The following is a 22,441-nucleotide window of genomic DNA, read 5'->3' on the forward strand; positions in this document are numbered from 1 at the left end:
TTAATGAAGACGACTCCGCAAGGTCGATTTCATCCTTTATTTGTATCATTAGGGTTAGCGCTTGCGCTTGGCGCTTCTTCTGTCTCTGCGGCGAGCAGCGCCAATGACTGGCAAGATGAAGCCAAAGACGCTTGGATTGATGGCAAAGCCGAGTCCATGCTGATGGTGAACACTAACCTCAATAACTTTGATATCAACACAGATGTTGAGCAAGGCGTGGTCATTCTAACCGGGAAAGTCGATACCGAGCTTGATAAAAGCTTGGCCAGTGGCTTAGTTCGTCAGATTGATGGCGTGAGTGAGATAAAAAACGAGCTCACTGTGTCGCAACCTGCGAGCCAGTCAGCCGACCTAGGCCAAGCCGTCGTTGACACCAAAGTCAGCGCGGCGCTTAAAACAAGCTTGTTGCTGAATCCCGATATTAGTGGAACCAATATTGATGTATCCGTTAACGATGGCGTCGCAACCCTATCAGGCGAAGTGAAAAGTGATGCCGCGCGCGATCTTGCCGTATTAATGGCAGAGAACGCGCAGGACGTTGAACGAGTCATTGATGAACTCGACGTCGAAGGCAATGCCTAAATAATAAGGCGTTTCGCCACTGCGTTTTGCCACTGATTAATCGCCTGTACGTAGACTTAGGCCCTTTTAATAGGAGGTATTATGCAACGCCAAGAGATGATAGATAAGTTACATAATCGCTTGCAAGACTGGAATCAAGAAATTGATAAACTTGAAGAAAAAGCGAATGTTGCTTCGGCGAATGCAAAAGCAGAGTACCGAGAGTCAATTGAGCATTTGCGCGCAAGAAAAGAGCAAGCGAAAACACGCATTAATGAGCTGCAGCATGCCAGTGACGATGCGTGGGACGACATTAAACAAGGCGCCGAACAGGCACTGACGTCTCTCAAAGATGCCTACGACTCAGCTAGACAAAAATTCTAGCGAATACGATAGGATTGAGACAATTCGCTCCAAAATCTTTGCCGCTCTCATCGGAGCGGCTTTTTTTTGTCTCTATGTTAAGGTAATAGCTCTATTTTACTGAAAAGGAGGGATTATGCAGGCTCGTGCGCTTTTTGTTGCGATATTGAGTGTTTTTGGTGCCATGTGCGCCATTCAATTTGGCGCATCCTTTGCCAAACAGCTTTTCCCTCTGGTGGGCCCTATTGGGACCACTGCCCTGCGTGTCGGCTTTTCTGCCCTCATTTTGTGGCTCGTCTTTCGCCCTTGGCGTCAGTGGCCACGCGCGCGACATTGGCGAGCGATAACGGTATATGGTGGCTGTCTTGGTGGCATGATGATGCTGCTTTATTTGTCTATCGAGACTATTCCGTTGGGGATTGCCGTCGCACTTGAGTTTACCGGTCCTTTATTAGTGGCTTTAATCTCTATTCGTCGCGCCAGAGACAGTCTTTGGATCGTGCTCGCCGTTGGCGGTGTTATTACCCTCCTACCCGATTTGTCAGGCGTGGATGCCTTGGATCCAAAAGGGGTGGCTTACGCATTAGCGGCGGGCGGCTGCTGGGCGGGCTATATCCTATTTGGGCAAAAGGCAGGAAATTTAGCGCCAGGCGGCGGGACGGTTGCTCTGGGGATGAGCATTGCTGCCCTTTATCTCGTACCAGCGGGCTACATTGCGACTGACGGTGCGATTTTTCAATGGCAATTGATACCCTTGGGGATCGCTGTCGCCCTTGTCTCCAGTGCTATTCCTTATTCTCTGGAGATGATAGCGTTACGCAACATGCCCAAACAAACCTTCAGTGTGATGATGAGTTTAGAGCCTGCTGTTGCCGCCATGGCTGGGCTACTCGTGCTCGATGAACAACTGGCCCTGCGTCAATGGCTCGCGATTGGCATGGTGATCAGCGCATCACTAGGCAGCACGTTATCGGCCAAACGGCGTTAAAAGACAGTCGACCGAAAAGAGCGCCGACCATCGGCGCTCTTTTTTGTCATCCCATCGTGTTAGCAACACGGACTCACTTGAGTGCTAGCTTGCCTCGCTTAATGGCAGTGCGTGTACTTTAACGCGCTGCTGCTCGATGTATTGGCTAATCGCATCAGCCTGTTCTTCAGTCAGATACAAGCCTAATTTGGTGCGACGCCATAAGGCATCTTCCGCATGCTGAACAAACTCATATTGCACCAGATAGTTAATTTCCACCTGGTAAACCCCATCAGCAAACCGATGACCCATATCCGCTTCACTGTGACAACCTCTCATCAGTTGATGTGTGCGGGTACCGTAGGTATCGACAAATCGCTGCGCCGTATGATGGCTTAACCACGGATAACGTTGTTTAATCGACAGGGCGAGCTCATCCCGTGTGCAGCTGAAATCACCACCGGGAAGCGCACCGTTAGCCGTCCAAGGCTGACCCATCTTGTCAAAGAATGGCTCGAGTTTGCGCATCGCAGACTCCGCCAGCTTACGATAAGTCGTGAGCTTACCGCCAAAGATGGAAACCAACGGCGCTTGATTGCCTTTTTGTTCCAACTCTATGGTGTAGTCGCGTGTCATCGCCTGTGGCGAGTCCGATTCATCATCACACAATGGTCGCACGCCACTGTAGCTCCAAACGACATCCTGTGGCTGAATTTGGTGAGTAAAGTGCTGATTGACGACATCAACTAAGTAATCAATCTCAGCCTCGTCAATTTTTGCTTCTCGGGGATCGGCTTTATGCTCCACATCCGTGGTACCAATCAATGAGAACTTGTCGAGATATGGGATCACGAAGACGATACGGCCATCATTATTCTGCAGAATATACGCTTGTGGGTCTTGATGAATACGTGGCACAACAATATGAGAGCCTTTGATCATTTTGATCCCACGCGGCGATTTTTCGTGGAGACTGTCATCGTAGAATTGCTTCACCCAAGGGCCAGTCGCGTTCACCAATGCCTTGGCTTTGCGCTCAAAGCGCTCACCGGTATGTGCGTCCTCTAGCGTCACTCGCCAAATCGTGTTTTCACGCTCTGCCGCGACCACTTGGCAGTAATTGCGCACCTCTCCCCCTTTTTCACGCGTATATTGCGCATTGAGTAAGGTTAAGCGCGCATCATCCACCCAAGCATCTGAGTACTCAAATCCGACTTTCATGTCCTTGTTCATGTAGCCAGTTTTACGCAAATCAACCTTGTGGCTGCTCGGTAATGTTGAGCGCTTACCAAGGTGGTCATATAAAAATAATCCACAACGGATCATCCAGGCTGGGCGCAGATACGAGCGATGCGGCAAACGGAAACGCATCGGAAACGCAATATGGGGCGCCTTGTTGATCAGTACCTCACGTTCGGCCAGTGCTTCCGAGACCAAACGGAACTCATAATGCTCGAGATAGCGCAATCCACCATGAATAAGCTTCGAGCTCGCGGATGAAGTGGCCGATGCGAAATCTTTGGCATCGTACAGACCCACATTGAGTCCACGACCCGCCGCATCAGCAGCGATACCGGCACCATTAATCCCGCCCCCAACCACGAGGATGTCGAGAAGTGCGTCTTGATGAGAATTATGCGTAGTCATTTTTAGCCGACCTTGTTCAAATATGAGCGAACGAACATTAACTGATGAGTATAACTGTATATCAACTTTCGTTTTCGGTCACTATATATGTTCGAAAAATTATTATTGACTGTGACAAGTGTAGAAGAAGTGTTAAGAAAAAGGCGTTCATGTGAACTAAAAAACCGTCTGGCGAGTAGCCCTATGCCTTTATAGGCGGAGAAAAAACGCAGTAAAAGAGAGGAACACGATCAATCGGCCGGCGACAGGGCAATATGAAAAAAGGCGCGAAAACGCGCCTTTCATTATAAAGAGTGATATCAGGCTTACACATCTTCTTCTTCATTATGCAGCTCAGCCCACGCTTGTGCGCATTTTACTGCTCGCTTCCAACCACGATAGCGGCGATTGCGTTTTTCTTCGTCTCGATGTGGTTCAAAGCTTCGGTCCAGTTTGGCTTTATCTTTTAGCTCATCCAGGCCATCCCAGAAACCGACCGCCATACCCGCAAGGTACGCCGCGCCTAACGCGGTGACTTCTGTCACTTCCGGACGATGCACGTCGGTGTCGAGCACATCGGCTTGGAACTGCATCAAGAAGTTATTGGCAACGGCGCCGCCATCAACACGTAACGCTTCAAGCTTAATACCTGAATCTGCCTGCATGGCATCCAATACATCACGCGTTTGATAGGCAATGCTTTCTAGGGTTGCGCGAATGATATGGTTAGAGTTCACACCACGGGTCAGCCCCACAATGGTACCGCGAGCGTAGGCATCCCAATAGGGTGCTCCCAAACCGGTAAACGCCGGGACAACATACACGCCATTCGATGTATCAACTTTGGTGGCAAAGTATTCAGAGTCATGGGCGTCTTCCACCACTTTTAGCTCGTCACGGAGCCATTGAATTGAGGCACCACCCATAAAGACCGCGCCCTCAAGCGCATAGGATGGTTCGCCCTGCGGGCCACAACCAATGGTAGTCAACAGGCCATGGCTCGATGTCACCTTCTCTTGCCCGGTGTTCATTAGCAAAAAGCAGCCCGTTCCATAGGTGTTTTTCGCTTGGCCGGCTTCAACACACATTTGTCCGAATAGGGCTGCTTGTTGGTCACCCGCAATCCCCGCGATAGGAATACGCGTACCGCCTTTACCACCGATGTTCGTTTGTCCATAGACTTCGGAAGAGCGGCGCACTTCAGGGAGCATTGAAGCAGGGATCCCAAGCTCATCGAGCATTTTTTGATCCCAGCACATATCATTGATATTAAACAGCATGGTGCGTGATGCGTTAGTATAATCAGTCACATGCACACGCCCTTGAGTCATCTTCCATACCAACCAGGTATCCACAGTACCGAATAGCAGTTTACCGGCTTCTGCGTCTTCGCGCGCACCTTCTACGTTGTCCAAGATCCATTTCACCTTGGTGCCAGAGAAGTAAGGGTCAAGGACTAACCCAGTATTATCACGCACATAAGACGCCAATCCACGCTCGCGCAAGTCATGACAGATGTCAGCAGTACGGCGGCATTGCCACACGATGGCATTGTAAACCGGTTTACCGGTTTCTTTGTTCCACACAACCGTGGTTTCACGTTGGTTAGTAATCCCGATCCCAGCAATCTCATCGCTACGAATGCCGGTTTTGCCCAGCACTTCCACCAGCGTTGAGCTTTGGGTGGCATAAATTTCCATTGGATCGTGCTCAACCCAACCTGCTTGCGGATAAATTTGCGTAAACTCGCGCTGAGATACACCGACGATATTGGCATCGTGATCCATAACCACTGCACGTGAGCTGGTGGTGCCTTGGTCGAGAGCAACAATATACTTGTTCGCTGACATAATAGGGTTTCCTTCTATCTCTCTTATTTTAGTCTGTATTGCGACATTTCGCGCCATGTGTCATTGCACATTGCTCAATGTCGCGCATTGCTTTATTTCATGCTGAGCGCCATTGGACACAGTGCTAGGTTAGGCGTTGACTTCTCGCGTCTCCGTTTCAGCCAGCTCATCGTCGTCACATTGGTTAGGGATCGTACAGCCATGTCCTGCTTGGGGGAGATATGGGGCAATCGCTTTCGGATACAACCAACCGCCAAAGCAGGCACCCAAAATAGGGGCAACAATAGGGACAATGAAATACGGGATATCACGCGCGCCCGTCAGGGCATAGTCCCATCCAGCGAGGTAAGCAAACAGCTTCGGACCAAAGTCACGCGCTGGGTTCATCGCAAACCCGGTCAATGGACCCAAAGAGCCACCAATGACGGCAATAAGAATACCGATTAGCAGCGGATTCATTGGACCACGAGCCGCACCATTGTTTTCATCACCCAGTGCGAGAATACCGAACATCAGTACCGCAGTGATCACAAACTCTACCGCCATGGCGCCCGTAAATGACAAGGCAGGATGCGCATAGGTCGAGAAGATCCCCGCCGTCGACAAGGCCTCAGGGCTACTGCGCACCATGTTATTTGCCAGCTCAAACTCGACAAAAAGGTTACTATAAAGGCTATAGACGAGCGCAGCCGAGGCAAACGCGCCAAGCATTTGTGAAATGATGTATGGAACAACTTTACTCTTATCAAAGCCGTGGAACGCGGCGAGTGCAATGGTGACCGCGGGGTTAATGTGCGCGCCGGACACCCCTGCGGTACAGTAAATGGCGATGGCGACACCAAAGCCCCATACAATACTGATTTCCCACTGACCAAAGTCAGCGCCGGTGAGCACTAAAGCGGCCACGCAGCCCACACCAAAAAAAATGAGTAAGCCCGTGCCGATAAACTCGGACACGCACTCTCCTAATAGAGTCGACGATGCCTTTTTCATATGATTATCCTTGTCACTGTTAGTAGGGTTACACGTTCAAAACCACACTATCATTTTGCATAATCACAGCATCTCGAAAACAAACTCACAACAAAAATGAGCGTTCGAGCATAATTTTATGTCTCAATACTGACATTTTTGTTAACCACATCATCATTTGAGCAAGTTCGCGCACAAAGTGAACAAGTGGAGCTTGGGCAGCTTGGAAGGCAGGCGGCGCGTCGCTCGCCCCGCCTGTTGCGGCATTAGCCGGCTGGAGAGAATGTTTGCTATTTGTTAATTCATGGTTGCTTAGCGATACCGATGGTATCTAGATCAATCCCCTGCTCTTTCGCAAGCGATTCGAGTACGGGAAGTAAAGGACCCAATTGCTCATTGAGCGTCTCGCGCACCGTGTCGACCATGACTTGCGTCTGGCGCTCGATTTCGATATTCACTTGATCCCCTTCTGCCTTTCGCTCGAACGTTGTCATTCGACGTGTTTCAGGAATAAGCCAAACATCAAACCAGCCTTGGTCTTTGTTCACCTCTGCGATGGTCAAACTCGCACCATTGATGGCAATATAGCCTTTGGAAAAAACATAGCGCATCCATTCAGGCTGTACCGAAAAGCGCAAACGATAATTTTCTTCTTGTACCAGCACATCGGATAAGGTCGCACGGCAATCGACGTGTCCCGATAACGGATGTCCGCCAATTTCAGCGCCATCTTTCGCGGCACGTTCAGCATTCACCGTATCCCCAGCTTTGATGCTGTTTAGCGTCGTAATCGCGAGACTTTGTACCATCACATCGAAGCGAACCAGCGTCTGCTCAAGCTGCTCAGTCACTGTCAAGCACACGCCATCGATGGCGACACTGGCTCCCACCGCTAACCCCTCACAAAAACCATCCGGGAAACGAATATCGAATGTTCGAATACCTTGATGATCGCGGCAAACTTCAATATGTGCCACCGCTTGAATAATTCCGGTAAACATGGGCATATCCTATTGAGCATTTCCCAGTATCATACTACTTGGCAACAAAAATAACCAATGCATAACTGATAATCAATCTCATTAGCATTGCTAGTTACCCAGAGCTGGCGTATAGTGCGCGCTTTTATACGTCAGTGAAGTAGTATCAATATGCCATATCGCTCTCTACGTTTTTCCATTTTGGCAGCCTTTGCCGTTAGTGCCCAAACCGCCAGTGCGACCACAAACTCCTCTTCTAGCCACATTGAAACTATCGAGATACAAGGTGAGCAATTAAACCACCCTATCACCCTCACCTCACCCGGAAAGTCGACGTTAGAGCTAGACGATATCCAACGCGAACAGGCGCATAATATCGGAGAATTGGTAATGAAGATGCCTGGCGTCTCACTCGACGCTGGCGCACGTCCAGGCAGTGAACGTATCAATGTGTGGGGCTTTTCGCATCCCTCGGCACTGTCTGTTCGGGTCGATGGTGCCCCCGTCGGCTTTCAACAGTATCGCTATGGTAGCTTTTTCATCGATCCTCAGTTACTACGATCCGTGCGCGTAGTAAGAGGCGATCATAATGTGCGTGCCAGTGTGGGGGCTTTTGGTGGCAGCTTTATCATGGAAACCAAAGAAGCGGCTGACTTTCTTGACCCTGATTCGTCGATTGGCGCGATGGCTCAAGCCGGCTTCAACAGTGTGAACCAACAATGGAAGCGCAGTGTGACCACTTATGGTGCTTCTGACGCTGGTTGGTCAGTGCTGTTGCACGGCTCTCGACGTGATGCCGATGATATCGAACTGGGCAACGGTGATGTCTTTACGTTCTCTGGCTACCGTCAACACAGTTTGCTGGGTAAGATTCGCTACCAGTCAAACGCGCACAATATGATGCTCAGCCACACCCGCTATGACGACCAAGGGAGAAAGCCGTGGGCGAATCGTCGCGGCACCATGCCTTCAATTAGTGATTACAAAATCAATAAATATGGTAGCTACGAAGCCGCATTATTCGCCACCTCAGTAGATAATCACTATCGCGAATATACCAGTACGTTGAATTATCACTATCAACCGTTTAACGACAATATCGACACCCGTGTCGTGATCGCGCATTCACAAAACCATCGCTATTGGGAGCGCCCAGATAGTACCTATCAGTCTTACATCACATCAGGCCAATACGGCCACCAAGTCTGGTTGTCCTATGAGCGTTGGTTTGCCGAGATCACCAATACCAGTTACCTCGGTGATCACGAAGTCATGATCGGGGCCCAGTATCAAGATCAAGACCGAGACTCGCACGTCTACAACCACACGTATCGTAAAAAGCCATCGAAAAACAACGGCTACTACACACCCAACTTTGAACCATCGGGCGCGCAACAAACAGCCAGCGTGTTTGTACAAGATAAGTACTTTATTACCCCAGATCTCGAACTCACCGCCTCACTTCGCTATAGCCATATTCGATCACAAGGTGTGCCAAACCCAGCGCCTGATTACAACGATCCATCAGTCGGCCATGATTACAGCGCTATCAGCCACCAAGGCTGGGAGCCCCGTGTTGCATTGACTTATGATGTCAGTGCATCAACACAGCTTAAAGCGGCTTATGCCTATGGAATGAAAGCGCCAACCATTGATGAGTTATATACGGTGCAATATGCCAAGGCCTCAAAACGGGCATCTTCAAGTCGCGACCTTTCCGTCACTCGTATCAATGCGTATCTGTTGGGCTTGTCTGATAAACGTCAAAATGTGTTAACTGCGGGCGATCATCTCGCCTCCGAAGTCACATTATTCTGGAATGATATTATTCATGATGTTGCCCAGCGCCGAGGTGTCAATGCAACCAAGCAAAAAGAGGGCTATTACACCAACTTGGACGGACGCTATACCTACGGTTTCGACGCACAACTGCAATATCGTCTCGGCAAGTGGTCTGCCGACGCGTCTGTCTCTATGGTGCGAGGTAAACACAAAGGTTCGTTGCGCGATAGCACTGGCGACGACGAATACTGGTATGAAAACCCACCACTCAATGCCATGTTGGGAATTGGGCACCAATTAACGGATACCGTCCAAATCGGGTGGCAAGGACAATACTGGGACGAACAAGACCGCGTTCCTAACGAGCCTTCTTTACACACGGCCAACGTAGCCAGTGACGCCTACTTTTTTCAAAACCTGTATGGAGAATGGAAACCCAGCGATGATTTCGTGCTTCACGCAACCATCGTCAATCTTACCGATCAGTATTACACGCCTTATCTGTCTGCCGGTGTGCCAGCCGCTGGCCGAGATATCCGCATTAATGCCACGATGCGTTTTTAACCAATCGGGAGAAGCCCAACTCGCAAAGCCGGACACACGTTCGGCTTTGTCCGTTCATGCTGGCACAATTACCCTTAAATATTTAAGGGTTTATTTTTGATGGAAATCACGTTATTGATACACATCACATTTCCTCCTCGACAGCTTCGGAGGCTAGTTAATGACGACCATTGCCGTATTTAGCGCCAAATCTTATGACAAGGCCGCCTTCTCCCATGTGAATGCTGCGTTTGATTATACGTTTGAGTTCCATGATTTCTTACTCACTGAAAAAACCGCCAAAATGGCGCAAGGTGCGCAAGCCATTTGTGCTTTCGTGAACGACGACCTTTCTCGACCTGTTTTAGAAATTCTGGCAGATTCAGGGGTTTATTTAGTTGCATTACGTTGCGCGGGATACGATCGTGTCGATTTGGATGCTGCCAAGTCGTTGGGCATCACCGTGGTCCGTGTCCCCGCTTACTCGCCTGAGTCGGTCGCCGAGCATACGGTTGGCATGATGATGTGCCTCAACCGCCGTTTTCATAAAGCATACCAACGCACCCGAGACGCTAACTTTGAGCTGGATGGTTTAGTTGGGTTTAATTTCCATGGTAAGACAGCTGGGATCATCGGCACGGGCAAAATCGGTATTGCTACCATGCGCATTCTTAATGGGCTAGGCATGCGTATTCTCTGCCACGACCCCTATGAAAACCCCGAAGCCATTGCGCTTGGTGCTGAGTATGTCTCGAAAGAAACGCTGTATGCCCAAAGCGACATTGTTTCCCTGCATTGTCCAATGTCTCAAGATAACTATCACTTGCTTAGCGCCGACGCCTTTGCGCAAATGAAAGATGGCGTGATGATAATCAATACCAGCCGAGGCGAGCTACTCGACTCGGTTGCCGCCATTGAGTCACTTAAACAGGGGCGCATCGGATCGTTGGGACTGGATGTTTACGATAATGAGCGTGAACTGTTTTTCCAAGATAAATCGAATGATGTGATTGTCGATGATGTGTTCCGTCGCCTTTCAGCCTGTCACAACGTGCTGATTACCGGCCACCAAGCGTTCTTGACCAAAGAAGCACTGCACAATATCGCCGAGACGACTTTAACCAATATTCAAACCGTTCTGGGCGGGCAAACCTGTCAAAACCAGATCGCTGAAGTCGAAGATCGCAGCGATTAACCTCGCGTGTTTCACGGATTCACCAATAAAACAGGCCTGGATATTCAGGCCTGTTTCCGCTCAATGATCACGGGATAACGTCAGTGCTACATGGCTTCCATAAAAATCTTGGCGATTTCGTCGTGTGTTGCTTGTTTCGGGTTAGTGAAACCACACGCATCTTTCAACGCATTTTCAGTCAGCACATCAATATCTTCTTGTTTGGCACCTAATTCATTCAAGCCAGCTGGAATTCCTACGTCCGTTGAAAGCGACTGAATGGCTTGGATGGCGGCTTTCGCCCCCTCATCGGCCGTCATATTCTCCGTATCCACGCCCATTGCGGTGGCAACATCACGCAAACGCGCGGCGCAAACCTGCGCGTTATAGCGCTGAACATGAGGCAACAATACGGCATTGCACACGCCATGCGGCAAGTCATAAAAGCCACCAAGCTGGTGAGCCATCGCGTGAACATAACCCAGTGACGCATTATTAAATGCCATGCCCGCCATGAACTGGGCATACGCCATTTGCTCGCGCGCGTCGATGTTTTGTCCATCCGCCACAGCGGTGCGAAGATTCTCTTGGATTAACGTCATCGCTTTTAACGCCACTGCATCGGTAATCGGTGTCGCCGCGGTAGACACATAGGCTTCAATCGCGTGAGTGAGCGCATCCATACCTGTGGCCGCCGTTAATGAGGCGGGTTTAGCCAACATTAACTCAGGGTCGTTGACAGAAATAATAGGTGTGGTGTGCTTATCCACAATCGCCATTTTGATATGACGCGCTTCATCGGTGATGATACAAAACCGCGTCATTTCCGATGCCGTTCCTGCCGTTGTATTAATCGCGATAAGCGGCAACTGCGGTTTGGCAGATTGATCAACCCCCTCATAGTCGCCTATTTGCCCGCCATTAGTCGCCACCAGGGCAATCCCTTTAGCGCAATCGTGTGGTGAGCCACCACCGAGTGAAATCACGCAATCACACTGGCTTTCCTGCAACAGGGCCAGACCTTGCGCCACGTTATCAGTCGTCGGGTTCGGCTGTGTGCCATCATAGACCACACAATCGACCTGCCGGCTATCAAGCAGTGCGGCTATTTGTTTTACCACACCAATTTGGCTCAATACCTTATCTGTCACGATCAGGGCTTTTTTGAATCCGTGTGATTGAATCGCGTCTGCCGCTTCTGCAAGGCACCCTGCCCCCATAAGGTTAACGGCTGGGATAAAGAAAGTGCTCGACATGATCGTTGGCTCCTTTTGTAGGGATAACAGGGTTGTCACAGAGACTGTGCTCCCCTTTTGATTTGATGCCTTTTTGTAACACGTAGTTTGTTCGTCACATTTTGATCCAGCGCAATTTGCTTGACAGGATGCAGAGCTAAAAAGGCAGAATTGAGAGTTGTGTCATCGGCGTGCTCAATATCGTTTAAAACGGCAGCAACAATTCATTTTTTTGACACTTTCTTGAAGAACACTGTCTAACGTGCGATAGGTTATGGTAGCTAACGCGTAAATAGAGAGAAGACAATGGGAAAAAAATACAAACTCACCGCTGTGGCAGTATTGACGGCATCTTTGGCGCTCACCGGCTGTGAATCGATGTCTAACACCCAAAAGGGCGCAGCCATTGGTGCCATCACCGGGGCTATCGCGGGTAAATCGACATCCAATCATAAGGATAAGCGCGCATTTATTGGGGCCGCGATTGGTGCCATCGGAGGGGCTGCAGTCGGCAACTACATGGATAAACAAGAGCAAGCTTTCCGTGAGGAACTGGCTGGTTCTGGCATCCAGGTGGTCCGTGAAGGGGATAATATTCGCTTGATTATGCCGTCAAACATCACGTTTGGGCTTGACCAAGACGCCATTGCTGCCGACTTTTATCCTACCCTCAATGCCGTCGCTAAAGTGATGCGTAAATACGATAAAACCTTTTTAAGCATTGAAGGACACACGGATAACACCGGTGCCGCCTCTTACAACCAACGCTTGTCAGAGCGCCGTGCAATGAGTGTTAAGGGCTACCTTGCCAGCCAATCGATTGACAGCGCACGCCTGTATACCTCGGGATTTGGTGAAACCCGTCCTCTGGTCGCGAACAACAGCGCCTCAAACCGCGCCTTGAACCGTCGCGTCGAGATCCAAGTCGTTCCTAATACCCAGTAATCATGAGTCCGGCGCGTTCATCGTACGTGAGCGCGCCGAATAAACAGACTACAAAGCATCTAAGTTTTCGAGCAACGCTTCTGCATGACGTAAGATGCCATCACGCTGGGTCGGCGCCATTTTGTCCCAATTTCTATAAGGCATTGCTGTACGCGGGTTATGCGCAAATCGCTCGCGATGCCGATGCATAAAATGCCAATAAAGTGCGTTGAGCGGGCACGCTTTCTCGCCGGTTTTGTCCTTCACCGAATAATGGCAATCACCGCAATAATCACTCATGCGATGAATATAGGCCCCACTGGCGGCATAAGGCTTAGTCGCCACAAGCCCGTTATCGGCAAACTGGGTCATCCCTCGGGTGTTAGGCATCTCAACCCACTCAATCGCGTCGATATAAATCGACAAATACCAATCATCTACCTCATCCGGCGCGACGCCCGCCAATAGGCAAAAGTTGCCCGTCACCATTAAGCGTTGGATATGATGCGCGTATGCGGTCTGCAAGGATTGCGTGACCGCCTGTGAGACACAACGCATTTTGGTATCGCCCGTCCAAAAAAAACGAGGAAGCGGCCGCTGCGCGGATAATGCGTTCTTGTTAGCGTAGGCAGGCATGTTTGTCCAATATACCCCGCGTATATACTCTCGCCAGCCTAGAATTTGACGCACAAACCCTTCAATTTGAGCAAGGTTAATCGCCTCCTCCGCTCGAAAGTGGCTAATCGCCGTTTCAATCACCTGCATTGGATGCAATAGCTTGGCATTTAACGCAAAGGATAGACGGCTGTGATAGAGACTCCATTGGTGTTCGCTTTGCCCTGTCATAGCGTCTTGGAATTGACCAAACAGGGGCAGACAGTGACGACAAAAATGATCCAACAACGTTTTAGCCTGTGAACGGGTCACAGGCCAGAGCAAGTCTGGCGCAGGCTCTCCGATCGTCGCCACGTGATGCCGTTCAATACGCGCCAAAATATCGCGTACATCATTGCTAAATATTAAGGGGGTTGGAATAGCCGCTAAATCACTTTTCTTGAGTTTATTACGATTGTCTTGATCGAAGTTCCACCGCCCTCCCTCTGGAGATTCTCCCTCCATCAAAATGCCAAACTGCCGTCGCATATCGCGATAGAAATACTCCATTTTGCGATGTTTATTGGCAGTGAACTGCTTGGATATTTGATCGAACGGCAGTAAAAAGTGCTCGGTATCCACGCATGTCACTGTGACAGGCTGGGGTAAAGCCATCTCTTTTAATTGCTCGTCTAGCCGGTATTCGTCCGGGCGTTGATATTCAAACGTTTTGATCTGATAGTGCTCGCACAGATCAGCCACTAACGCCGGTAAGTTTTCGTAATTTTGCGTGTCATCCAAGGTTAGGTAGCAAACATGATGCCCCGCTTGACTCAGGGCATGGGAAAACGCTTCCATGGCAGCGAAGAAAGCGCACACCTTTTGGATATGATGTTTGACATAGGTTGCTTCTTGCTTGAGCTCGGCAACAAGATACAGCACATTTTCATCGGTCTTTTTGTACCATGAGTGGCTGGCGTTGAGTTGATCACCTAACACAAGACGCAACGTTGAGTACTGGCTATTGGTCACTGGCACCTCGGTATTTATCAAATAAGCTTTAAGCGATACGCAGCAAACCACATTTTCGATGATTAACCCTGGCGGGTGCTTGAATCTTAGGGAAAACCCTCTACATTAGAGCCAGTATTGATCACCCATGCGGCGGCGAGGCGATGAGAGCATTCTTTGTCGGGCTTTTTTTACTCCCAATTGCAATGATAGTGGCTGAGCCAGCGCGTGCCATGAATGAACCGGCAAGCCAATTTGTTCAAGATCTTCGCTTTCATGGCTATATCGACAATTATGGCAATGTGAAACTTCGCTTTGCCCCGATTACCGCTTTACCGGCAGGTTTTAAGACCAAAGGTTACTTGGATATCGAGGCCAGTGATATCGTACGTCTCCCGCGTGGGCTTGATGTTGGTGGTTACTTTAATGCCGCCAATACAGCGATTAGACAACTCCCAAGAATGAAAGTGGGGGGATATATCAACCTCACCAATACCGCCATTAACCGCCTTCCTCCTAATTTAGTCGTTCGGGGTGATTTAAGCCTCGTCAACACACCTCTTACGCAATTACCGCGCCGTTTGTTTGTGGAAGGAAATCTATACCTGACAAATTCACCCATTGAGCGCATTCCTGACGATATCTACGTAGGCGGAAATCTCTATATCCGCGGTACCAATATCCAGTCAGTCAGCCCCGATCTTCGTATTGAAGGCCAGGTGCTTCCTTCTTTAAATCAATGATCTCGCGCTCGGCGTTGATCGAATTAGTTGTCAATCCGTACGTTAATCCCGAGCCTAGTTTTTAAATTACAGTCAAAAAAACGGTCCACTATGATTATCTTACATCATCTAGAGCAATCGCGATCGCAGCGGATTGTCTGGTTATTAGAGTCGCTGGCGATTCCGTATCAGCTGGTACGTCACTACCGTGATCCAAAAACCAAACTTGCGCCTCGCGAACTGAAGAAGATACACAGTTTAGGGAAAGCACCCATCATCGAAGACGGCGATGTGGTGATTGCCGAGTCAGGGGCGATCATTGAATATCTTATCGACAAGTACGGCGATGGCACGCTAACCCCCAACACGGATAAAGAAAAGGGCCTGTACCGCTATTGGATGCATTATGCGGAAGGCTCCCTGATGCCGCCGTTGGTGATGTCTTTGATCTTTAGCAAGATCCCAGAATCACCGATGCCATTCTTTATTCGCCCCGTGGCGAAAAAGCTGATGAAAGGCGTCACTGAACAGTTTCTCGCCCCACAGCTTCGCGATCATTTTGCGATGATTGATTCACATCTCGCCAAACACACCTGGCTGTGTGGAGATACGCTAACAGCGGCCGACATTCAGATGAGCTTTCCGTTACTAGCGGCGCGCAAGCAATTGGATGCTCAAAAGCACGCCAATATTCTTCGCTACCTTGAACACGTTGAGCAACAGCCTGGGTATCAAAATGCCTTGTGTGTTGTCGGCCCTCTACAAGCGTTATAAAACCACCCAACGCTTATGTGGGCAGCGTTGATGCTGCCTGCATCACCCAGCGTTGATAACCGGGTCGGTCACTCAATTGTTGATACCAACGGGAAACATTGGGTGGTAGCACCCAGTCGCTTTGCTGGCTAAGGCAATGGATTAAACTTCCCACGGCAATATCTGCCAACGTCATGCGATCTGAGGTGAGATACTGCTGGTCGTCGAGTGCATCATTGACTCTCTCTAACTCATAGCGGCATTGTTCCATCGCCCGTTGCTTCGCTTGCCCCTCATCGGAACCGTCAGGGGCAGAGGCAAACAAAGCGGCTTTGATGGCTGGCTGGAAAGAAGACAAACACCAGTCCATCCAGCGCTCATAACAGGAACGTTGAAAGGCACAATCGGGATACCACATTTTATTGCCGTAACATGCGACGAGATAACGCAATATAGTGTGTGACTCCCAAACACTATTGGGACCATCTTCGAGCACGGGCACCTGGCGCATCGGACACCGCTGTGCGACCGCTTGCGCATCGTGCCGATTGTGGTGAATATCGACTTCTTCTAGCGCGATACTTAAATCTAACTCATCGATTAGCCACATCACTTTCTGAACATTAATCGATAGCGGATGCCCATAAACTTTCATTTTGCTCTCCTTGTCACGCGATAAAGCAGTTCCTTGCTCGGCTGCACCTTCGAGGCTCGCACAATCCTTTTTCCATAGCAAGTAATCGGGTAGATCAGCCAAAAACCTCAAGACTTGACCAATAATGCACCACAACAGCAACAGGTTGCACCTCGTTATAAGCTTTTTGTGATGTTTACTTCTGAAACGGATACGCCAAATTACGGTGGGCTTATCCAGCTATGTCACATTTCTTTCATCACGTATTGGCCTACCCGGGTATCAGCGTTAATCTATTGATTGTTAAGGCTTATTAACAAAACACTCAACCAAGGAAGGATTATGAAAACAACGGTATTAGCCAGTGCGCTAGCACTCGCATTGAGCAGCTCGGCGTTTGCCGCGCAAGTCCCTGATGACGTCACCCTTGCCGAAAACCAAACGCTTATTTGGGGGGTGTCGGGGGAAGTACCCACGTTAGACCCCACCAAGTCCAGTGATACCGCCAGCAATAAAATCATCTCGGATTTGTTTGAAGGATTGATGGTACGTAATCCAAATGGCGACGTCGTACCTGGCCTCGCCAAAGACTGGGAGGTAAGCGAAGACGGGCTCACCTATACATTCCACCTTCGCAAAGCCAAATGGTCTGACGGTGAGCCCATTACCGCAGACGATGTAGTGTATACGCTACAGCGTGTGGTTGACCCGGTTACTGGCGCGCCTTATGCCTGGTACCTAGGGACTGCCAATATCCAAAATGCCAAAGCGATCACCGACGGTGAAAAACCCGCTGAGCAGCTTGGCGTCAAAGCCATCGACGATCACACGGTAGAATTTACCCTTGAGCGCCGCACGCCCTACTTCCCGAATATGCTCACCCACTCGTCTACTTATCCGGTGCCACAGCATGCGTTGGAAGCCTTTGGTGATAGCTGGACCCGCCCAGATAATATGGTCAACTCTGGCGCGTATAACCTCACCAACTGGGTGATTAACGAACGAATTGATTTAGCCCGTAACCCACTTTATTGGAATAACGACGAAACGGTGATTGATAAAACCTCGTATGTCGCCTCCAGTGATGTCAACGCTGAATACAACCGCTACCGTACCGGTGAAATTGATATCACCTCGAGCTTTCCACTTGAGGCCTTTGATCAGATTAAAAAGGAACGCCCTGATGAGTTGATCACTATGCCGTCTTTGGGGACCTATTATTATTTGTTTAATACAGAGAAAGCGCCTTTTGACGATGTGCGAGTGCGTAAGGCTTTGTCGTATGCGATCGATAGAAACATCATTACCGACATTATTCTCGGTCAAGGCCAGCTTCCGGCATATAGCGCCACACCGCCAGCTATCAACCATTTTGAGCCACCTAAGCTCGAATGGGCGGAAATGAGCCAAGATGATCGCTATCAAAAAGCCAAAGCCTTGTTGGCAGAAGCCGGCTTTACCCAAGATAACCCTCTGGAGTTTGAGCTGGTCTATAACACCATGGAGTCACACAAAAAACTGGCGTTAGCTGTGACGTCTATGTGGAAGCGTCACCTTCCTGTCAATGTCAACTTGGCCAACCAAGAATGGAAAACCTTTTTGCAAAAGCTTCTGCAAAAAGACTTTGAAGTTGCACGTTATGCGTGGGTTGGCGATTACAATGAAGCTTCTACATTCCTGAGTTACTTCAGTAGTGATGGCATGAATGAAACTAGTTGGGGCAACAAAGACTATGACAAGGCACTTGATCAGGCATTAACGGTCGCAGAGCCCGAGAAACGAAAAGCGTACTACCAAGAGGCAGAGCGTATTTTCGCCCGTGACATGCCGGCGATCCCATTGTATTTCTATACCCGTAGCGTGATTAAGAGTCCGAAAGTGGGCGGGTATAACACCGATAACCCCAACAAGCTGAGGTATACACGCAACCTGTATATCACCAAAAATTGATCGCCTCTGAATAAAGGCAACCTATCAATGAGGCCAACGCCACGCTCTGACGCGTGGCGTTTTTATTCATACGCACAAAAACAAAAAAAGCGCCAGCCTTTCGGCTAGCGCTTCTTTTTAATTTGGCTCCCCCAACTGGACTCGAACCAGTGACATACGGATTAACAGTCCGCCGTTCTACCAACTGAACTATGGGGGAATCGTCTTTTGCGACAACGAGCGAGATGATAGGCAATCCATTATCTCGGTGCAACCCTTTTTTCAATAAATCCCCACACACTCGGCTCGAATGGCTAAAAAGGCAACAAATCAGACGATTAAACTATCGTCTTTGCACTGACGTAGGTAAAAGTGCAAATATACAACCCAGTAGCTGACTTCAAGGACCCAGAGACATTGGATAAAGACGCACTCCCACTGTTTATTGCCGGCCCCATGCTAAGACGTACCACACAGCATGAAGTGACCTTATGGTCAGTGCTAACACAAAAGCCCGATGATGGTACCGTGTCCGTTTATCAGCACCACCAAATATTAGCATCCATGCCATTGTCAGCCGGGCATTGGTTTCGTATTGGCGAGCGCGCGTGGGTCGTGCTTCATCATCTCCGATCAGCCCATGGGTTTCCCGTCGATAGCCCATTGTCATACGACATACAGATCAACCACAGTGGAATGGCAGACATCCAACCGGATATCTTGTATGACAACGAGCAAGCTCCCTCTTTTTGTATTCCCTCAAAAGCCACCCACATCGCGCATGGCTCATGCCGACACCCACACCACCACTGCGATGATGCCCTCGTCACTCTCGACCAACACTTGGCCACGACCCCCATGACACACTGGCCTAATATGTTGATTATGAGTGGGGATCAAATCTACGCAGATGACGTCGCCACGCCGATGCTGCAGCGTATTCGCCGGTTAATTGCCGTATTAGGTCTTAAAAATGAGTATTTCGAGGCCGCGCCCATTGTCGACTGCCGTGCCTTGGATACACACCCTGACAGCTATGTTCAACGCGGTAAGCTCCTCCCTAGCCAGCGCGCGGAAAAGGGCGGCCATTTAGAGAGACTGTTTGGTCAACCACTGCCTATTTTTACATCCAAAACCGTCTCCAATCACTTGATAAGCTTCGCAGAACACGTCGCCATGTATTTGCTGGTTTGGGCGCCCGTTTCTTGGGCGCTAACAGACGGACCTCATCTTCACGCCCCCAGCCAACTGACCGACAGTCAACGCGAGCGCTATCAACAAGAAACACTCGCACTCAATGCGTTTCGTTCCGGTTTAACCGGCGTGCAGCGACTATTCGCACACCTATCAACCTATATGATCTTTGATGACCATGACATCACAGATGATTGGAATATCACCGTCGGTTGGGAGCACGCCGCGTATCTCAATCCCTTTTCTCGTCGTATTATCGGCAATGGCCTGATGGCTTACTGGTTGTGCCAAGGTTGGGGCAATGCGCCCGATAACTTTAGCCAAGACTTTATCACTACCGCCCGCCAAAGCGCCTATCAGCCCATGAGTGTTTGCGATCTGGACACACAAACAGCGACGCATCAGGCCATGGTGGAGCAATGTCTACGCTTTGAACACTGGCATTACACGGTGCCAACGACGCCACATCTCGTTGTGTTAGATACACGCACTCGTCGCTGGCGATCCGAGTCACGAATGAATAAACCGTCGGGCCTGATGGACTGGGAAGCGCTGATGGATTTTCAACATGATCTGTTAAGGCATGATAGCGCGGTGATCGTCTCTGCCGCCCCCATGTTCGGTGTTAAGTTTATTGAAGTATTGCAACGAGTCGCGACCTGGCTGGGCGCGCCGACTGTCGTCGATGCGGAAAACTGGATGGCACACCCAGGGAGTGCCAATACGCTACTCAGTATTTTTCGCCATCAACGGACACCCACCAATTATGTGATTTTATCTGGGGATGTGCATTACTCGTTTGCTTATGATATCCGAATCCGATTTCGCACCCATAGTCCGCGTTTGTGGCAAATAACTGCCAGTGGTTTCAAAAACCGCTTCCCCGAGCCACTGCTCAGCTTTTGCGAGTGGTGCGATCGCGTTTTATTCAGCCCACTGTCTCCACTGAATTGGCTCACGAAACGTAAGCGTATGCGCATTGACCGGCGCGATCCTGATACGCCAGGCCCGAAGCGTCTCGTCAATGCCAGCGCCGTGGGATTGGTCACCCTGAATGAAGATGGCTCTCCACGCACCATTAGCCTTCTGAAGACCGATGGTCAACGCGTCTCTTTTCCGGAAAAGACAAACACATAGACAGCTCGCCTGCTACATCACCGTGATTATCATCGATGAAATTTGGATAATCGCGGTAAGCAGGCCTAACCTTATTAAAGGTAGGCCGATAACAGGAGGTTTTATGCAAGGAGAAAACCACGCACTCGTTTTTGATTTCCCAGAGCACCGCGATCGTATCCATCACCTGAAACAATATGACCCAGCGTTTCAGCTCGATGCACAACGCTATCATCAACTCGATCATCATATTCGTGGTTTAGAGATGAACCAAATCCCTACCAGCGACGATGTTTTTACCGCCATGAAACGACAGCGCGCGCACCTCAAAGACCGTCTATACCAAAAACTACGCACGCACTAACAGGAGCTGACAATGCATATGTTGCATCGACTCTGCCTGTTGGTTCTTTGCCTAGGCATTGTAGGGGCGACCCACGCGAAAACCATCAACACGGAGGCGGTGAACCTTCGTGTTGAAACACTGAAGTCCGGTTTTTCTCACCCATGGGGGATCACTGAACTTCCGGATGGCGATCTGCTCATCACTGAGCGAAACGGTAACCTGAAGCGCTTAACCCCCAATGGCCTGGTCGTCTCCATTTTAGGTACCCCGAAAAACGTGTTTCAAGAGGGGCAAGGGGGGCTATTAGATATTGCTTTGGCGCCTGATTTTGCGACCAATCAGCGTTTATACCTCTCTTATGCCGCCGTCGACGAGCAAGGGCAGGCAGGCACTGAGATAATGGTGGCCACACTGTCTAAGGATGTACTGATTGACAGTCGCGTTATCTTTAAAGCCCTTCCCAAGCGCGGTGGCGGGCGCCATTTTGGCAGTCGTTTATTAGTCACGCCTGAGTATTTGTATATTACCCTCGGTGACCGAGGACACCGTGATCGCGCTCAATTCGCTGATGACCATCTTGGCACTCTTGTGCGCCTTCATCATGACGGCACCGTGCCCGAGTCAAATCCTTTTGTCCAAACACCGAGTAAGCAATCGGAGGTCTTTAGCTTCGGGCACCGGAATATTCAAGGTATCGCGTTAGATAACAACGGCACCCGTATTTGGGCACATGAGCACGGCCCCCAAGGTGGCGATGAACTCAACGTAATCCTCGCCGGTGAAAACTATGGCTGGCCAACCATTACACATGGCGTTAACTATGGACTGGGCACACAGATCGGAGAAGGCACATCCAAACCTGGCATGCGCCAACCTGTCTATTACTGGGATCCCTCTATCGCACCATCAGGCATGACGATGGTGAACAGCCAGCAGTTTCCGATGTGGCAGGGGGATTTACTGCTCGGGTCGTTAAAGTTTGGCTTGCTAGTAAGGCTAGAGCTGGAGAACGGCCAAGTCAGGCATGAAGAGCGAATGTTAGAGGGTCAGTTTGGCCGCATTCGCGATGTGATCCAAGCACGTGATGGCAGTTTACTCATCCTCACTGATAGAAGAAATGGCAGTGTACTGCGGCTCACACCATTGTCCGAGTAATCGGTAAGCA

General features: G+C 49.8%; 19 protein-coding genes and 1 tRNA gene. 12 read left to right on the forward strand and 8 right to left on the reverse strand.

Annotation, left to right across the window (positions count from 1 at the left end; translation table 11 throughout):
- Positions 1-3: 3 nt before the first annotated feature.
- The 3 genes from BZG20_RS06255 to BZG20_RS06265 all read left to right on the forward strand — a co-directional run bounded on the left by BZG20_RS06255 (position 4) and on the right by BZG20_RS06265 (position 1,912).
- Positions 4-582, forward strand: coding sequence for a BON domain-containing protein (locus BZG20_RS06255; protein WP_046075680.1), 579 nt, complete (start codon positions 4-6; stop codon positions 580-582).
- 81 nt (positions 583-663) lie between these two features.
- Entirely contained in the window at positions 664-945 is a 282-nt protein-coding gene (locus BZG20_RS06260) for a hypothetical protein (RefSeq protein WP_077578460.1), read from the forward strand.
- Positions 946-1,060: 115 nt separating this feature from the next.
- Positions 1,061-1,912, forward strand: a complete 852-nt coding sequence (locus tag BZG20_RS06265; protein WP_077578461.1) for a DMT family transporter — start codon at positions 1,061-1,063, stop codon at positions 1,910-1,912.
- A gap of 84 nt (positions 1,913-1,996) precedes the next feature.
- Here the strand turns inward: BZG20_RS06265 and glpD are convergent, their stop codons facing one another.
- The 4 genes from glpD to BZG20_RS06285 form a co-directional block, all read right to left on the reverse strand.
- Positions 1,997-3,538 (reverse strand): glycerol-3-phosphate dehydrogenase, encoded by a 1,542-nt coding sequence (gene glpD, locus BZG20_RS06270; RefSeq protein ID WP_077578462.1) that lies wholly within the window; start codon positions 3,536-3,538, stop codon positions 1,997-1,999.
- A gap of 305 nt (positions 3,539-3,843) precedes the next feature.
- Positions 3,844-5,367 carry a glycerol kinase GlpK gene (glpK, locus tag BZG20_RS06275; protein ID WP_077578463.1) on the reverse strand — a complete coding sequence of 508 codons (1,524 nt, stop codon included), beginning with the start codon at positions 5,365-5,367 and terminating at the stop codon, positions 3,844-3,846.
- 129 nt (positions 5,368-5,496) lie between these two features.
- On the reverse strand, positions 5,497-6,360 hold the full coding sequence (locus BZG20_RS06280) for an MIP/aquaporin family protein (protein WP_077578464.1): 864 nt from the start codon (positions 6,358-6,360) through the stop codon (positions 5,497-5,499).
- Between the two features lie 281 nt (positions 6,361-6,641).
- Entirely contained in the window at positions 6,642-7,340 is a 699-nt protein-coding gene (locus tag BZG20_RS06285) for a riboflavin synthase subunit alpha (protein WP_077578465.1), read from the reverse strand.
- A gap of 150 nt (positions 7,341-7,490) precedes the next feature.
- Here BZG20_RS06285 and BZG20_RS06290 point away from each other — a divergent pair, with 150 nt between their 5' ends.
- Together BZG20_RS06290 and BZG20_RS06295 are read left to right on the forward strand one after the other, a co-directional pair.
- A complete protein-coding gene (locus BZG20_RS06290) occupies positions 7,491-9,665 on the forward strand; it encodes a TonB-dependent receptor (RefSeq protein WP_077578466.1) in 2,175 nt (724 codons plus the stop codon).
- Positions 9,666-9,825: 160 nt separating this feature from the next.
- Positions 9,826-10,839 (forward strand): 2-hydroxyacid dehydrogenase, encoded by a 1,014-nt coding sequence (locus tag BZG20_RS06295; protein WP_046075672.1) that lies wholly within the window; start codon positions 9,826-9,828, stop codon positions 10,837-10,839.
- An 86-nt stretch (positions 10,840-10,925) separates the two neighbouring features.
- Here BZG20_RS06295 and yiaY read toward each other — a convergent pair whose 3' ends face one another.
- A complete protein-coding gene (yiaY, locus tag BZG20_RS06300; RefSeq protein ID WP_077578467.1) occupies positions 10,926-12,074 on the reverse strand; it encodes an L-threonine dehydrogenase in 1,149 nt (382 codons plus the stop codon).
- A 285-nt stretch (positions 12,075-12,359) separates the two neighbouring features.
- Between yiaY and BZG20_RS06305 the strand changes: the two genes are divergently transcribed.
- Complete coding sequence (locus BZG20_RS06305) at positions 12,360-12,998, forward strand: OmpA family protein (protein ID WP_046075670.1); 639 nt, start codon at positions 12,360-12,362, stop codon at positions 12,996-12,998.
- Between the two features lie 48 nt (positions 12,999-13,046).
- On the opposite strand, the gene BZG20_RS06310 is transcribed toward BZG20_RS06305, so the two are convergent.
- The gene (locus BZG20_RS06310; RefSeq protein ID WP_241829523.1) at positions 13,047-14,603 is read right to left on the reverse strand and encodes a cryptochrome/photolyase family protein; all 1,557 of its coding nucleotides are present in this window, start codon (positions 14,601-14,603) and stop codon (positions 13,047-13,049) included.
- Positions 14,604-14,746: 143 nt separating this feature from the next.
- On the opposite strand from BZG20_RS06310, the gene BZG20_RS06315 reads away from it, so the two are divergent.
- Both BZG20_RS06315 and BZG20_RS06320 read left to right on the forward strand, forming a co-directional pair.
- On the forward strand, positions 14,747-15,325 hold the full coding sequence (locus tag BZG20_RS06315) for a hypothetical protein (RefSeq protein ID WP_077578468.1): 579 nt from the start codon (positions 14,747-14,749) through the stop codon (positions 15,323-15,325).
- Between the two features lie 90 nt (positions 15,326-15,415).
- Positions 15,416-16,078, forward strand: coding sequence for a glutathione S-transferase (locus tag BZG20_RS06320; protein ID WP_077578469.1), 663 nt, complete (start codon positions 15,416-15,418; stop codon positions 16,076-16,078).
- A gap of 13 nt (positions 16,079-16,091) precedes the next feature.
- On the opposite strand, the gene BZG20_RS06325 is transcribed toward BZG20_RS06320, so the two are convergent.
- Positions 16,092-16,712, reverse strand: a complete 621-nt coding sequence (locus tag BZG20_RS06325) for a glutathione S-transferase family protein (RefSeq protein WP_077578470.1) — start codon at positions 16,710-16,712, stop codon at positions 16,092-16,094.
- 321 nt (positions 16,713-17,033) lie between these two features.
- On the opposite strand from BZG20_RS06325, the gene BZG20_RS06330 reads away from it, so the two are divergent.
- Positions 17,034-18,641 (forward strand): peptide ABC transporter substrate-binding protein, encoded by a 1,608-nt coding sequence (locus BZG20_RS06330; protein WP_077578471.1) that lies wholly within the window; start codon positions 17,034-17,036, stop codon positions 18,639-18,641.
- A gap of 123 nt (positions 18,642-18,764) precedes the next feature.
- On the opposite strand, the gene BZG20_RS06335 is transcribed toward BZG20_RS06330, so the two are convergent.
- Positions 18,765-18,840, reverse strand: a tRNA-Asn gene (locus BZG20_RS06335).
- 236 nt (positions 18,841-19,076) lie between these two features.
- Between BZG20_RS06335 and BZG20_RS06340 the strand changes: the two genes are divergently transcribed.
- The 3 genes from BZG20_RS06340 to BZG20_RS06350 all read left to right on the forward strand — a co-directional run bounded on the left by BZG20_RS06340 (position 19,077) and on the right by BZG20_RS06350 (position 22,431).
- Complete coding sequence (locus BZG20_RS06340) at positions 19,077-20,951, forward strand: alkaline phosphatase D family protein (protein ID WP_077578508.1); 1,875 nt, start codon at positions 19,077-19,079, stop codon at positions 20,949-20,951.
- 103 nt (positions 20,952-21,054) lie between these two features.
- Positions 21,055-21,294: a DUF465 domain-containing protein gene (locus BZG20_RS06345; RefSeq protein ID WP_046075664.1), complete on the forward strand. Its 240-nt coding sequence runs from the start codon at positions 21,055-21,057 to the stop codon at positions 21,292-21,294.
- Positions 21,295-21,306: 12 nt separating this feature from the next.
- A complete protein-coding gene (locus tag BZG20_RS06350) occupies positions 21,307-22,431 on the forward strand; it encodes a PQQ-dependent sugar dehydrogenase (protein ID WP_077578472.1) in 1,125 nt (374 codons plus the stop codon).
- Positions 22,432-22,441: the final 10 nt, after the last annotated feature.

Origin of the sequence: Salinivibrio sp. IB868, from assembly GCF_001995655.1 — a bacterium.
GTDB lineage: Bacteria > Pseudomonadota > Gammaproteobacteria > Enterobacterales > Vibrionaceae > Salinivibrio > Salinivibrio siamensis.